Genomic DNA, 13,423 nt, shown 5'->3' with positions numbered 1-13,423 from the left:
AAATAAATCCAAAAAACATAAATGACCACAATATAAAAAAGCCTCTTTGAAATTAACAAAGAGGCTTTTTATTCTTAATGTCTGGTAACGTTCGTTAATTGATCAGGGAAATAGGAGTCTGATAAATTGGCAAATTCATCGCCACGCATAAAAATATTGATATCAACGTCAGCAAAACTTTTCTTTCCTGCTGCCGCTAAAAGTTCATTAGCTGCATGCAAAGTATTTTTATGAAAATGATAAACACGCTCTGATTTATCGGTGACAACTAAACCTTTCATCAGCATTTTGTTTTGAGTTGCCACTCCGGTTGGGCATTCATTATTATGACAACGTAAGGCCTGAATACAGCCTAATGAAAACATAAAACCACGAGCACTGTTACACATATCTGCACCTAAAGCAATAGCATGTAAAATGGAGTATCCGGAAATAATTTTACCGCTTCCAATAATGCGTATTTTGTCGCGGATATTTAATCCAACCAATGTTTTGTTTACAAATATCAAAGCAGGTTCAAATGGCATTCCGACTCCATCTGCAAATTCAAGAGGAGCTGCACCGGTTCCACCTTCGGCACCATCAACGGTTATAAAATCAGGATAAATATCTTCAGCAATCATTTCGTGGCAAATGGCTTCAAATTCAGCGGTATTTCCAATGCATAATTTAAATCCAACTGGTTTTCCATTTGATAATTCACGCAACTGCTTTATAAAAAGAATAAGACCTTTACTGTCTGAAAATGCATGATGTCCTGGAGGAGAAAGAATAGTTGTGTGTGGTTCAACGCCTCTGATTTTAGCAATCTGAACCGTATTTTTTGCGGCAGGTAACACACCTCCGTGACCTGGTTTAGCGCCTTGCGAAAGTTTAATCTCAATCATTTTTACATTTGGGAGATTAGCTTTTTCTGAGAATTTTTCAGGACTGAAATTTCCATCAGCATTACGACAACCGAAATAACCTGTACCAATTTGCCAGGTAATATCGCCACCGCCCGCCAAATGATATTCAGTTAAACCACCTTCTCCGGTATTTTGGTAGAAATTTCCTTTTTTAGCACCAAGATTTATAGCACGAACTGCATTTTCGCTTAGCGAACCAAAACTCATGGCAGAAACATTAAATAAGGAAGCAAGATAAGGTTGTTTGCAATCTTTTCCGCCTACTAAAACACGAGGTAATTCCTCATTGACTTTTGCCGGAAAAATAGAATGTTTTATTCCTTCATAACTGTCATGATTTAAATTTAATTGTGTTCCGAAGGGCGAATTCGAATCGATATTTTTAGCCCTTTGATAAACCAAAGAACGCTGATTCCTGGAGAAAGGTTTTCCATCAGTAGATCTTTCAATAAAATACTGCTGGATTTCTGGTGCAATCATTTCGAATAAATATCTGAAATAACCCAAAACAGGAAAGTTTCTTAAAATGGCGTGTTTTTTTTGAATAATATTATATATACCTACAACCAACAAGATTGGAAGAATAATGACCAGTAAAAAACCACGTTTTGTATAAAAGTAAATGGTAACAACAATTATTAACAATAAGAATCCGTAAATAAAGAATTTTTTTCTCATGTTTTTAAAACTTTAAAATGTAGTAATTTGATAATTAATTAAATCTCAACCGAACATAAACGTGTTTGATTCCTTTTTTATCTGATTCTCTTTCATCAATTTCAAGAATATCTGTTAAGGATTTCAGCATCGGCGTAAGCTTAGAAAAACCATAATTTCTTGGGTCGAATTCAGGTTTTTTCTTTACGATAAGATTTCCAACATCTCCTAAAAAAGCCCATCCATCGTCATCTTCAATGTCTTCAATGGTGTCTTCAATAAGTTCAATGGTTTGTTTATCAATTTTATGCAATGCTTTTTCTGAAGGTTTTTCTACTGGTTTTTTGGCGTCAGCAGCGACAGTAGTTTTAGGTTTTTTCTTCTGAATAGCGCCATCCAAAACCTCAATATAAATAAATCTGTCGCAGGCAACTATGAAAGAGTTTGGTGTTTTCTTTTCACCAATACCAATAACTTTCATGCCGGATTCTCGTAAACGAATTGCCAGACGGGTAAAATCACTATCGCTTGATACGATACAAAAGCCGTCTAGTTTTCCGGAATAAAGCAAATCCATTGCATCAATAATTAAGGCCGAATCAGAAGAATTTTTTCCAACCGTATAACTGTATTGTTGAATAGGAGTAATGGCGTGTTCCAGCAAAACACCTTTCCAGCCATTTGAGTTTGGCTTGGTCCAATCGGCATAAATACGTTTGGTGGTTGGTGTTCCAAATTTTGCTATTTCTTCCATCATGCCTTTTACATTGCTATAGGGCACGTTATCAGCATCTATTAAGACTGCTAATTTTAAATCTTTGGAGTTGCTTAAGGGCATATCTGGATATTAAAAATTTACATACTTCCAAAGGTAAAACTAAAATTGGTTTTATGAGAATTTGATATCAATTAAAGTCTTTTGTATTTTATAAATTATTCTGGTTATAAATAAGCAATTTTTTAATAAAAATTAATTAAGATAATTTTGTCTTTAATTATAAAGTGAATATATTTGTAAAGAATTTAATCATTGAATGTATGTTTTCAAAAGCATGTGAGTACGGTATTCGCGCTTCTATTTTTATAGCGACCAAATCATCAGAAGGGATTCGGGTTGGAATAAAAGATGTTGCCAAAGAAATTGACTCTCCTGAGCCTTTTACGGCTAAAATCATGCAGATCCTCACCAAAAATGGCATTATTGCTTCGGCTAAAGGTGTTGGAGGAGGATTTGAAGTTTCGAATGAAGCAGTGAGGTCTATAAAGCTGATTCAAATTGTCGATGCTATTGATGGAAATACCATATATAAAGGTTGTGGAATTGGATTAAAGGAATGTTCAGAAACGCATCCTTGTCCTGTCCATAATGAGTTTAAAAAAATACGTGAACTGCTTTTAGCAATGCTAACCAATACGACTCTGGAACAGCTTGCTTCTGGAGTAAATTCAGGAGATTTTTACCTGAAAATATTAAATCGAAGTGAATAAAATTTTATAATTTAAATAAATTAGTAATGAATAAAAAAATCAAAATTTCTCTTGTAATGCTAATGGGCGTTTTAGCAATTACTTCTTGTGGAAAAAAAGAAACTCCACAAACTGAAGAACCAACAGAAGCAACTGAGACTCCATCTGACGAAGGAAATAAGCCTGCAGTAAGTAATGTTTTAGTTATTGAAGGAAACGATCAAATGCAATTTAATACCAATGAATTAAGAGCGTTAGCCGGAAAACCTATTACACTTACCTTAAAACATGTTGGTAAAATTCCAAAAGAAGCAATGGGACATAATTTGGTTATCTTGCAGGAAGGTACCGATGAAGCTGCTTTTGCCGCAAAAGCAATTAACGCTAAAGACACTGATTATATACCAGCTTCAGAAAAAGCATCAATAGTTGCTCATACTAAATTACTTGGTGGAGGAGAAGAAGATACAATAGAATTCACTGTAGATAAAAAAGGAACTTATAACTTTTTATGCACTTTTCCAGGCCATGTCGCTATGATGAGAGGTGTATTAATTATAGAATAAATTACAAACTCTAATGCTATTTTAGGATTAGAGTTTTTTAATAATCTAATAAAAGATAAATTTATCTTTTATTATTAAATCAAATAATTAATTATAAACAAAATGGAAAATTTAAAAGATAAAACTATTGGAGCTTTTGTAGCTCAGGATTTTAGAACAGCAGCAGTGTTTTCAAAATATAAAATTGATTTTTGCTGCAAAGGAAACAGGACTATTAATGAAGTTTGTGAAAAACAAGAAATTGATTCTGATGTTTTGCTTCAAAATGTATTTGATGTCTTGCAGTCAGAAAACAACAATACGATAGATTTTAATTCGTGGCCTTTAGACTTATTGGTCGATTATATCGAAAAAACACATCATCGTTATGTTGAAGAGAAAACAGGGATAATTTTACAGTTTTTAAATAAATTATGCAGTGTGCACGGAGCAAATCATCCCGAATTGTTTAAAATAAATGAATTGTTTACAGCAGGTGCCGGAGAATTATCTCAGCATATGAAGAAAGAAGAATTGATGCTGTTTCCTTTCATTAAAAGAATGGTAAAAACCAAAGAATCTAATAGTGTTTTGTCGCAACCTTCTTTTGGAACCGTTTCTAACCCAATCGCAATGATGATGCAGGAACATGACAATGAAGGAGAACGTTTTCGTGAAATTGCTAATCTGACTGATAATTATACGACTCCAGCCGATGGTTGTACCACTTATAAAGTAGCTTTTGCTATGTTAGACGAATTTGAGCAGGATTTACACAAACACATTCATTTAGAAAATAATATTCTTTTTCCTAAAGCGGTAATTTTAGAAGAAGAGTTTGCTTAAAATGAAATTAATTAGAAAATAAATGCACTGGGCCAACATCAACAAAATGAATTGTTTCCAGTGCATTTTTATTTATAAGAAATGAAAATACTTTTTAAAATGAATTCCAAAAGGAGCTGGGTAATTTGCTGCTTTTTAAATTTTATTGTGGCTTCAATTATGGGGTTAATGATACGTTTTGCCTATCTTTTTCCTTTTAAAAGTATCAATTATATTTATTTGCTGCATGCACATTCTCACGTTGCAATGCTCGGGTGGGTTTATATTGTGATTTATGTTTTGACCGTTCATTTTTTTATTCCGAAAGACAAAAGTGATAAACCAATTTACAATCAATTATTTTGGATTACAGAATTTACAGTTCTCGGAATGATGATTAGTTTTCCGATTCAGGGATATGCTTTGTTTTCGATTGTATTTTCTACTCTGCATATTTTATTAAGTTATGTTTTTTGCTGGCTGGTTTGGAGGGATCATTCGAAAGATAAAAAGGGTGTTGAAAAACTATTAATAGCATCGATTTTATTTATGGTTTTCTCCACTTTTGGAGTCTGGTGCCTGGGACCAACGATCAATATGTTAGGAAAACAAAGTGTTTTTTATCAGATTGCTATTCAGTTTTTTCTGCATTTTCAGTTTAATGGCTGGTTTTTATTTGCGGTTTTAGCTTTGTTTTTAAAACAGTTTAAAAATGGAATTGAAACAAAGCAGTTTAAAACTTTCCTGATAGGTTTAATTGTAGCTACATTTTTTACGGTAGCATTTCCAATAAGCTGGTATCTAAAAAGTAGTATTTTAAAGTGGGTAACTATTCTTGGAGTTTTGTCTCAGTTGATTGCTTTTATTTATTTCTATAAAATACTGAAACCTCAAATAAAAGTATTCAAAGCAAATCTTGATTCAATAACGAAAAAGGCTTATGGCTTGGCTTTATGTTCTTTATCCTTAAAAATAATAGTACAATTAATAGTTGTGCTGCCGAATTTGGCTGACATTTCCCATCAAATCAGAAGTTGGGTAATTGGATTTATTCATTTGACCACCCTCGGAATTATTACCGGATTTTTGTTTGGAATATTACTTCAGAATAATCTCCTTCCGCGAAAAGCTTATTTATTAAAAATTGGAGTAAAGTGTTTTTTCTTCGGATATGTAATTACAGAGATCCTTTTATTTATGCAAGGAATATTCTATTACTCAGGTAAAGGATTGCTTTTTGGCTATTATGAAGCAATTTTTGGAGCCAGCATCTTTATTGTTGCAGGATTGTTATCGATTATGATTTCGGTATTAAAAACAAAAATAAGGTTCGATTAATCAAAATCTCCCCTTGTTTTTAATAATCAACCTATTTAAATTTTTCCTGCCTCTTCGTTTATTTTATTTACAGTCTGATCATTATTTACTCCTAATCCTTCCTGCTGGTATATTAATTCTCCTAGTGGATTAAAAACGCTAATGATATTAGAATGGGAAAATTCCATTGGAGATATCTGCTTGTAATTTACAGCCAGAATAGCAGCAAACTCTCGTGTATTATCTTCTGTCGATCTTAAGAAAAGCCAGGGATCTTTGTCCATTTTGTTAGCTATGGCAAATAACTTAAGCTTCTTTGGAGTATCTGTAACAGGATCAATACTCACCAGAATAAGCTTAACATTTTTTTTCGTTTTTTTATCCAGTTTTGCTTCAATATTTCTCATATCGGCTACAAGTCGGGGACAAGCTGCTTTGCAGGAAGTGTATATCATGACCATTACGAGAACATTTCCGTTGAGGCTTTTTAGTTCGATGCTTTTTCCGTCTTGTGTTGTCCATTCAGAAGGTAAATTATAAATAGACAAATCACTTATTTCTTTGTTCTTAGCAACTGTAGAACCCGCTTCTTTTATTTTTTCTTTGCAGCTCTGTAAGGAAAAAAGAAGACTAAAAATTGGCACTATTATTTTTTTCATTTAATAAATTTTAAAATTAAAGCTTTGTTGTACTGGCACATCGAAAGCCCAGATTGCGTGTTGAATATTGTGCTTTTAGGCTTCCTCTGAAAGCGTATCGCATAAAAGCAGCATAATCCATTAAATCAGTTGCATTTACTGATGAAGCGCCGCAAAAAAGATTTTGGTCGGCACTTTTGTCTTTTCGGGATTCGCCAGACAAAAAAATACTATTGAAGTCTGATGTCCATTCCCATACTAAACCATGCATATCATAAATACCCCAATAATTTTTAAAGGTTTGTCCAATTGGATTTTCGTATGTTCTTGATTTTTCATACCATGATAAAATGTAATTATTGAACTCTTTTTTGGTTCGGGCGTCTCTTTTTTTCTCGTCTGCCATTGCAACATATTCCCATTCATCGATTGTTAGAAGACGTTTTCCTTGACATTCGCAATATTTTTTTGCAGCAAACCAGGAAACAGTAGTAATAGGTGCTTTTGAATTTACATTTCCAAAATCAAGATCATTTTTCCAATAATCCAGATAACTTTTGTCTGCAAATAGTCCTTTGATTTTAGATTTACTGAACTCGGGATGTTTCTTAACAAAGTTTAAATATTCGGTATTTGTCACCGGAAAAACATCTATAAAAAAAGATTTTACAAGAACAGGTTTTTTTGACGTGGCTCCGTAAAGAGGGACAAAAGAACCCTCTTGTATCGGAACCATTTTCGATTCTTGAGCTCTTACGAATCCAATCAGAACTAAGAAAAGAAAAATAATTAAAATCTTTTTTTGCATAATGGGTGTTTTTAACGCAATGCTTTTACCATTTCCGGAGTGATTTCTGTTTTGTTATTTCCCCAACTACTATAGATATATGTCAAAACGTTGGCTATTTCATCATCTGATAAATTTTGAGATGGCATCACACTATTGAATTTTTTACCATTTACGGTTACTTCTCCAGTTAAACCGTGTAGAATTGTTTTAATAGCTCGTTTTGAATCTGCATTTAAATAATCTGATTTTGCCAGAGGAGGAAAGCTATTCGGAATTCCTTGCCCTTCAGATTGATGGCAGGCAAAGCATGTTGTTCCAAAAATCTGTTTTCCAATTGTTGTTTTTTCGGCTAAAGTTCTTTTAGGAGCAGCAGTTTTTGTTGTTGCATTCTCCGGCATTTTTTGAATAGTTCCGCCTTCAGGCAAATAAATTCCTTCCTGAATAGTTCCAGAATAAATGCTTTTATTTTCTTCACCTTCAACTTTAAGAATTCCTAAAGCTCCTTTATTAAAAGCTCTAAAAATGGAATGGTCGACCATAATAAAATTCCCGGGAGTTTCTACTTTAAAATCAACAATTGCCGAGCCACCTGCAGGAATTAAAGTTGTTTGAACATTTTTATTCATAAGCGCTCCGCCTTCTACATGCACGTGATCAAAAATTTCACCAATGACATGGAATGATGAAACCAAATTTGGTCCGCCATTACCAACAAATAGGCGTACGGTTTCTCCAACTTTTGCTGTTAGTTCATTTCCATTTGTCATAGAACCAACTTTCCCATTAAAAACAACATAATCAGGAGTTTCTTTAATTGCTTTATTCATATCAAAAGCCTGAAGGCCTTTAGCACCATATTCGCCCTGAGTATAAAAATCACCTTGCATTACGTAATATTCCTTATCCACTTTAGGTAATCCGCCTTCTGGTTCAACCAAAATCAATCCATACATTCCGTTAGCAATGTGCATTCCCACAGGTGCAGTTGCACAGTGATAAACATAAAGACCGGGATTTATAACTTTAAAACTGAATACTTTTTCATGCCCTGGTGCTACCAATGATGATGTTGCACCTCCACCGGGGCCTGTAACAGCATGTAAATCAATATTGTGCGGCAATTTATTATCGGGATGATTTTTTAAATGAAATTCTACTTCATCTCCTACGCGGGTCCTGATGAAACTTCCGGGAACAGAACCACCAAATGTCCAATAGGTATATTTTACACCGTCAGCCATCGTACCTTCTTGTTCCTTAATTTCCATATTGACTTTTAATTTCATGGCAACTCTGTCACCAATTGGTTTTGGTACCATGGGTGGTTTAGTAAGTTCTGCCTGCATTTCTCCTTCTGTTACAATTTTAGTATAATCTTGCGATTGCTCCTTTTCTTTGCAAGAATATAATATCATTGACATATAAATGGCGTAAAATAATACTTTTAGTCTAATCGGGATTTGTAACTTCTTTTTCATAATAGATTGGTTTTATTTTAGTTTTAAATCTAAAGTAAATTTAAAAGACTAAATTATCCTTTATTATGATAAAAGTCATATATTACTTATAATTTACAGAGTTCGTTTTGAGATTCTATTTTAGAATTTAATTTTTTAAAGAAAATTAGTACAATAAAATAAAATTTTTACACAAAAGTTTATTAAAGAGCGATTTTGAATTCGAATCATTTTTAAATAATTATGATTCCATAGAATAAATATTTATTTTTGCTCGCTGATTAAATTAAAATTATTACTTCAAATATATTATGGTAAAAGATTTATTCGAAAGAATCCAGAACAATAAAGGCCCTTTAGGAAAATGGGCATCACAAGCAGAAGGTTATTTTGTATTTCCTAAATTAGAAGGAGAATTAGGTCCAAGAATGCAGTTTGGAGGAAAAAATATTTTAAACTGGAGTATTAATGATTATTTAGGTCTTGCTAATCATCCGGAAGTTCGTCAGGCTGATATTGATGCAGCAACTCAATTTGGAGCGGCTTATCCAATGGGTGCCCGAATGATGTCTGGCCATACCAAATACCACGAACAATTAGAAAATGAATTGGCTGATTTCGTAATGAAGCCTGCAGCTTATTTGTTGAACTTTGGTTATCAGGGAATGGTATCTATAATTGATGCATTAGTTACTAAAAATGATATAATTGTTTATGATGTAGATTCTCATGCCTGTATTATTGACGGAGTTCGTTTGCATATGGGTAAACGTTTTACCTACAAACACAATGATCTTGAAAGCATTGAGAAAAACTTGCAGCGTGCTACAAAAATGGCAGAAGAAACCGGTGGAGGTATTTTATTGATTACCGAAGGTGTTTTTGGAATGCGTGGTCAACAAGGAAAGTTGAAGGAGATTGTAGCCATGAAAGAAAAGTACAATTTCCGATTATTGGTTGATGATGCGCACGGTTTTGGTACTCTTGGTAAGACAGGAGCAGGAGCAGGTGAGGAACAGGGTGTACAGCAAGATATTGATGTTTACTTCTCTACTTTTGCAAAATCTATGGCTAATATTGGTGCTTTTGTTGCTGCAGATAAGGACATTATTGATTATTTAAAATATAATTTACGTTCTCAAATGTTTGCAAAAGCATTGCCAATGATTCAAACCATTGGTTCTTTGAAACGTTTAGAATTATTGCGTAATCACCCGGAATTGAAAGATAAACTGTGGGAAAATGTAAATGCATTGCAAAATGGATTGCGTTCTAGAAATTTCAATATTGGAGATACTAACACTTGTGTTACACCAGTTTATTTAGAAGGAAGTGTTCCGGAAGCTATGGTTATGGTAAACGATTTAAGAGAGAACTACGGTATCTTTTTATCAATTGTAATTTATCCGGTGATTCCTAAAGGAATTATTTTATTAAGAATGATTCCGACAACTTCACATACTTTAGAAGATATTGATGAGACATTGATAGCTTTTGAAGCAATTCGTGAGAAATTAGAAAACGGAACTTATAAAGAAATTGCAGGCAGAACTAAGGTTGATTTAGATGCTTAATATTTTGTAAAATAGATTCCTATGTATGGGAATTATATAAAAAAATCCATTCGTTATACGAGTGGATTTTTTTTATTTGGGGTAACTTTATAATTCAAAATCAGTAAAAAATAAGCATATGAAAAAATTATCAGCATTAACAATCATTATTTTAGGTATTTTTATTTCCTGTAAAAAAGAAACAACACTACCGCCTCCCCAAATAGAACCCAATGCTCCAAAAGAAGCAGAAATTGTTGAGCCAGCTGGCGATCAATGTTATACATCAAGTCTTAACGGTAGTATTGTAGCGTTAAGTTTTAACGTAAACTCACATCAGGAAGTAAACGGAAAATTAAGTTATAATATAACGGGAAAAGATAAAAATGAGGGTACTATAATTGGTAATATGAAAGGTGATACACTGATTGCAGATTATACCTTCATGTCTGAAGGGGTTTCTTCTGTAAGAGAAGTAGCGTTTCTACAAAAAGACGGAACTCTTATTGAAGGATATGGAGATGTAGTAGACGCTAATAACAAAGTAACTTTTAAAGATAAAAAGAAATTAAAATTTGATGCGAAGAATACATTGACCAAATCTGATTGCCCACAATAAAGAAATAAAAAAATTGTAAAAAAGAAAAATCCATTCTGAACATATCAGAATGGATTTTTTATTGAAAACTAATACAGATACAGAAAAAATCTTAAAGATCTTTTCTATATGTTTTTCTCTGACAGTGAATTTTTGGATCAAAGTTTTTCCAAAGTAAATGAATTGCTGTATTCTCTGCTAACTCGGGAGTTCTGATACAATTTTGAATTCCTTTTTCTGAAAAAGTTTTAAAATATTCATCAAAGATAATAGCGGTAACACCTTTATTTTGATAATCAGGATGAACTCCAATTAAGTAAAAGACAACATCTTTACTCTTTTTTCTGGCCTGTAATAAATGCCAAAAACCAAACGGAAATAATTTACCTTTTGCTTTTTGTAACGCTTCAGAAAAGCTTGGCATTACTATACTAAAAGCTATCAAATTATCTTCCTTATCAACCACAAATTTAATATATTCGGGATTAATAAAACTGATGTATTTTTTCTTAAAATATTCTTTTTGAACATCTGAAATTGCTACAAACGAAGCTAATTTTGCATACGATTCATTAAACAAATCAAACATTTTATCCACATGTGGCATAATGTCTTTTGTTTTGGTAAAAGTCAAAGCCCGTAATCCATATCGTTTTTTTATTAATTCCTGAGCTTTAAGGAAAAACTCTGGTTTTACGTTTGAAAACGGGAAAATACTTTCTATATATTCCTTCTCTACCTGAAAACCTAATTGTTCAAAATGCGTTACATAATAGGGATTGTTGTACCAGGTAATCATGGTTCCCATTTGATCATAACCTTCCGTAAGAACTCCAACTTTATCTAAATTAGAAAATCCCATTGGACCTTCGGTATGTTCCAGATTATGTTTTCTTCCTAATTCATATACTTTTTCCAGCAAAGCTTTTGTTACTTCGATGTCATCAATAACATCAAACCAGCCAAAACGCACTTTTCTTTTATGTTGATTATTTACTTCAGACCAATTTATGATTGCCGTAATACGGCCAACAATTTCATTGTTTTTGTAAGCCAGATAAAAGTAAGCTTCTGCATGATCAAAAGCGGGGTTTTTCGTTTTATCAAAAGACTCTAATTCATCAGCAATAATAGGCGGTACCCAATACGGATTGTCTTTGTATAGCGAAAATGGAAATTTGATATATTCGGTTAGTTCTTTTTTGGTTTTGGCTTCTTTAATTGTAATCATTAAAAGTCTTAATTGTTTTGTCTCTTTATCAGAGAAGTTCAGTTATTAATTATTCGTATTTAGCTTTACGCTTTCTTTCCTTTTCCTGATAATCTATATTTTCTTCAGCATCTTTATTTTTAGACTTCCTGTCTTTCTTAAAAGTCATTTCTTGCTTTTCTTTATACCAACCATCATAACGCCATGAAAATCCAACTCCTCCATATAATACAGATGGTGTATTTTTAAAATTGGTACTTATAGAAGCATCAATTTGCATATTAGAGTTCAGTAAATAGGCCGCGCCACCACGAACAATAGCATCACTGTAAAAGTCGCTCTTATATCCTTGATTTTCAATAAAACCAGACCATTTATCATTAAATCCATGTGTTAAAGTTAATACATATCCATAACTAGGATAATCGGTTGTGATGTAATCAGCAATAAAATTAGTAACAAAGACCCATTTTCCGCCTCCAAAAAGATTCTGGGTAATCAATATTACTTTAGGAGAGATGCTCGATTCAGGAGAAAATGAATACGGATTGTCTGCGCCAACAAAATTGGCTCCTGCAAATAAAGAAACCGCAGGTATTAATTGATGCCAATTAAAGGAATGATTTGCTTTATAGCTGTAGATATTGGCGGTTTTTTCATAGTTTTTAAAAGGGTCATAAATTAAATATTTTGCCCCTAAAACGGTTTGCCTAAAGTTGTTTTTTTTATAACTGGTGTAGGGAGTATCAAAGTTTTCCATTTGATATTGCAGGTCAAGAACAAATTCGAGTTTTTCAGTGAATGCACCATATCTAATCGTTAAATCGGTTCCAAAACCACTTGCATCATAATCTAGTAAATCGTGTTTTTCTTTAATTCCATAAACACCAATTTCACCCTGTATGATTGATTTTCCAACTGCATAGGCAGACATGGTTTCACCAGGACGATTTGAATTAATAACATCCGTGAATTGGGCAAAGAAAAGTTGTGGTAATAAAAAAAGAGCTGTAATAAATAAGTTTTTAATTTTTAACATAAATGTATTTTTGGATTAAAAAGTTATAACGCAATTCAAATGTACTATATTTTATTATTTATTTAAGATTGATATTTTAATTTTAAACAACGGATTTATTAATTTTGGCAAAAATTATACGATTATGCAAGAAGCATCTTTTACAAATTTGTTTAAAACGATAATGTGGATCATTGCGTTTTATTATATTTTCAAATTTTTAGCCAGAATCTTTTTGCCAGTATTGGTAAAAAAAGCGGTTGAAAAAGCAGGTGAAAATTTTCAGAGACAACAACAATATAGTCAGGATAACTCATGGCAAAAAACACGTGCTAATAATGATGAGATAATCATCAATACGGCTAATGCAAAAAATCCTCGCGAAACCAAAAAGGTAGGCGATTATGTTGATTACGAAGAAATAGATTAAGTTTGTGTCC

General features: G+C 32.7%; 14 protein-coding genes. 7 read left to right on the top strand and 7 right to left on the bottom strand.

The window, feature by feature from the left end; translation table 11 throughout:
- Positions 1 to 74: 74 nt before the first annotated feature.
- On the bottom strand, positions 75 to 1,586 hold the full coding sequence (locus IHE43_RS18660; RefSeq protein WP_192185296.1) for an FMN-binding glutamate synthase family protein: 1,512 nt from the start codon (positions 1,584 to 1,586) through the stop codon (positions 75 to 77).
- 34 nt (positions 1,587 to 1,620) lie between these two features.
- Positions 1,621 to 2,403: an NYN domain-containing protein gene (locus IHE43_RS18655; RefSeq protein ID WP_192185295.1), complete on the bottom strand. Its 783-nt coding sequence runs from the start codon at positions 2,401 to 2,403 to the stop codon at positions 1,621 to 1,623.
- A 200-nt stretch (positions 2,404 to 2,603) separates the two neighbouring features.
- On the opposite strand from IHE43_RS18655, the gene IHE43_RS18650 reads away from it, so the two are divergent.
- The 4 genes from IHE43_RS18650 to IHE43_RS18635 all read left to right on the top strand — a co-directional run bounded on the left by IHE43_RS18650 (position 2,604) and on the right by IHE43_RS18635 (position 5,740).
- Positions 2,604 to 3,053 carry an Rrf2 family transcriptional regulator gene (locus IHE43_RS18650; RefSeq protein WP_192185294.1) on the top strand — a complete coding sequence of 150 codons (450 nt, stop codon included), beginning with the start codon at positions 2,604 to 2,606 and terminating at the stop codon, positions 3,051 to 3,053.
- Between the two features lie 26 nt (positions 3,054 to 3,079).
- A complete protein-coding gene (gene azu / locus IHE43_RS18645) occupies positions 3,080 to 3,598 on the top strand; it encodes an azurin (protein ID WP_192185293.1) in 519 nt (172 codons plus the stop codon).
- 102 nt (positions 3,599 to 3,700) lie between these two features.
- The gene (gene ric / locus IHE43_RS18640; RefSeq protein ID WP_192185292.1) at positions 3,701 to 4,423 is read left to right on the top strand and encodes an iron-sulfur cluster repair di-iron protein; all 723 of its coding nucleotides are present in this window, start codon (positions 3,701 to 3,703) and stop codon (positions 4,421 to 4,423) included.
- 99 nt (positions 4,424 to 4,522) lie between these two features.
- The gene (locus tag IHE43_RS18635) at positions 4,523 to 5,740 is read left to right on the top strand and encodes a hypothetical protein (protein ID WP_192185291.1); all 1,218 of its coding nucleotides are present in this window, start codon (positions 4,523 to 4,525) and stop codon (positions 5,738 to 5,740) included.
- 35 nt (positions 5,741 to 5,775) lie between these two features.
- Here IHE43_RS18635 and IHE43_RS18630 read toward each other — a convergent pair whose 3' ends face one another.
- From IHE43_RS18630 to nirK, 3 genes are read right to left on the bottom strand one after another with little or no spacing between them, the layout of a single operon-like run.
- A complete protein-coding gene (locus tag IHE43_RS18630) occupies positions 5,776 to 6,378 on the bottom strand; it encodes an SCO family protein (RefSeq protein ID WP_192185290.1) in 603 nt (200 codons plus the stop codon).
- Positions 6,379 to 6,394: 16 nt separating this feature from the next.
- Entirely contained in the window at positions 6,395 to 7,165 is a 771-nt protein-coding gene (locus IHE43_RS18625) for a formylglycine-generating enzyme family protein (RefSeq protein WP_192185289.1), read from the bottom strand.
- An 11-nt stretch (positions 7,166 to 7,176) separates the two neighbouring features.
- A complete protein-coding gene (gene nirK, locus IHE43_RS18620; protein ID WP_192185288.1) occupies positions 7,177 to 8,625 on the bottom strand; it encodes a copper-containing nitrite reductase in 1,449 nt (482 codons plus the stop codon).
- Positions 8,626 to 8,915: 290 nt separating this feature from the next.
- On the opposite strand from nirK, the gene IHE43_RS18615 reads away from it, so the two are divergent.
- Both IHE43_RS18615 and IHE43_RS18610 read left to right on the top strand, forming a co-directional pair.
- Positions 8,916 to 10,178 carry a pyridoxal phosphate-dependent aminotransferase family protein gene (locus tag IHE43_RS18615; protein ID WP_192185287.1) on the top strand — a complete coding sequence of 421 codons (1,263 nt, stop codon included), beginning with the start codon at positions 8,916 to 8,918 and terminating at the stop codon, positions 10,176 to 10,178.
- 118 nt (positions 10,179 to 10,296) lie between these two features.
- Positions 10,297 to 10,776, top strand: a complete 480-nt coding sequence (locus IHE43_RS18610) for a hypothetical protein (protein ID WP_192185286.1) — start codon at positions 10,297 to 10,299, stop codon at positions 10,774 to 10,776.
- 91 nt (positions 10,777 to 10,867) lie between these two features.
- Here the strand turns inward: IHE43_RS18610 and IHE43_RS18605 are convergent, their stop codons facing one another.
- Positions 10,868 to 11,986 (bottom strand): GTP cyclohydrolase, encoded by a 1,119-nt coding sequence (locus IHE43_RS18605; protein ID WP_192185285.1) that lies wholly within the window; start codon positions 11,984 to 11,986, stop codon positions 10,868 to 10,870.
- A 49-nt stretch (positions 11,987 to 12,035) separates the two neighbouring features.
- Positions 12,036 to 13,004: a transporter gene (locus IHE43_RS18600; RefSeq protein ID WP_192185284.1), complete on the bottom strand. Its 969-nt coding sequence runs from the start codon at positions 13,002 to 13,004 to the stop codon at positions 12,036 to 12,038.
- Positions 13,005 to 13,128: 124 nt separating this feature from the next.
- Here IHE43_RS18600 and IHE43_RS18595 point away from each other — a divergent pair, with 124 nt between their 5' ends.
- Positions 13,129 to 13,413, top strand: coding sequence for a DUF4834 family protein (locus IHE43_RS18595; protein WP_192185283.1), 285 nt, complete (start codon positions 13,129 to 13,131; stop codon positions 13,411 to 13,413).
- Positions 13,414 to 13,423: the final 10 nt, after the last annotated feature.

The sequence above is a fragment of the Flavobacterium sp. MDT1-60 genome (genome assembly GCF_014844035.1).
GTDB lineage: Bacteria > Bacteroidota > Bacteroidia > Flavobacteriales > Flavobacteriaceae > Flavobacterium.
Note: the sequence above shows the minus strand (reverse complement) of the source record. Positions and strands in the feature narration are given on the sequence as shown.

Coding starts and splice junctions, on each gene's coding strand:
- IHE43_RS18660 (WP_192185296.1), bottom strand. CDS start 1,586: ATGAGAAAAAAATTCTTTATTTACGGATTCTTATTGTTAATAATTGTT.
- IHE43_RS18655 (WP_192185295.1), bottom strand. CDS start 2,403: ATGCCCTTAAGCAACTCCAAAGATTTAAAATTAGCAGTCTTAATAGAT.
- IHE43_RS18650 (WP_192185294.1), top strand. CDS start 2,604: ATGTTTTCAAAAGCATGTGAGTACGGTATTCGCGCTTCTATTTTTATA.
- azu (WP_192185293.1), top strand. CDS start 3,080: ATGAATAAAAAAATCAAAATTTCTCTTGTAATGCTAATGGGCGTTTTA.
- ric (WP_192185292.1), top strand. CDS start 3,701: ATGGAAAATTTAAAAGATAAAACTATTGGAGCTTTTGTAGCTCAGGAT.
- IHE43_RS18635 (WP_192185291.1), top strand. CDS start 4,523: ATGAATTCCAAAAGGAGCTGGGTAATTTGCTGCTTTTTAAATTTTATT.
- IHE43_RS18630 (WP_192185290.1), bottom strand. CDS start 6,378: ATGAAAAAAATAATAGTGCCAATTTTTAGTCTTCTTTTTTCCTTACAG.
- IHE43_RS18625 (WP_192185289.1), bottom strand. CDS start 7,165: ATGCAAAAAAAGATTTTAATTATTTTTCTTTTCTTAGTTCTGATTGGA.
- nirK (WP_192185288.1), bottom strand. CDS start 8,625: ATGAAAAAGAAGTTACAAATCCCGATTAGACTAAAAGTATTATTTTAC.
- IHE43_RS18615 (WP_192185287.1), top strand. CDS start 8,916: ATGGTAAAAGATTTATTCGAAAGAATCCAGAACAATAAAGGCCCTTTA.
- IHE43_RS18610 (WP_192185286.1), top strand. CDS start 10,297: ATGAAAAAATTATCAGCATTAACAATCATTATTTTAGGTATTTTTATT.
- IHE43_RS18605 (WP_192185285.1), bottom strand. CDS start 11,986: ATGATTACAATTAAAGAAGCCAAAACCAAAAAAGAACTAACCGAATAT.
- IHE43_RS18600 (WP_192185284.1), bottom strand. CDS start 13,004: ATGTTAAAAATTAAAAACTTATTTATTACAGCTCTTTTTTTATTACCA.
- IHE43_RS18595 (WP_192185283.1), top strand. CDS start 13,129: ATGCAAGAAGCATCTTTTACAAATTTGTTTAAAACGATAATGTGGATC.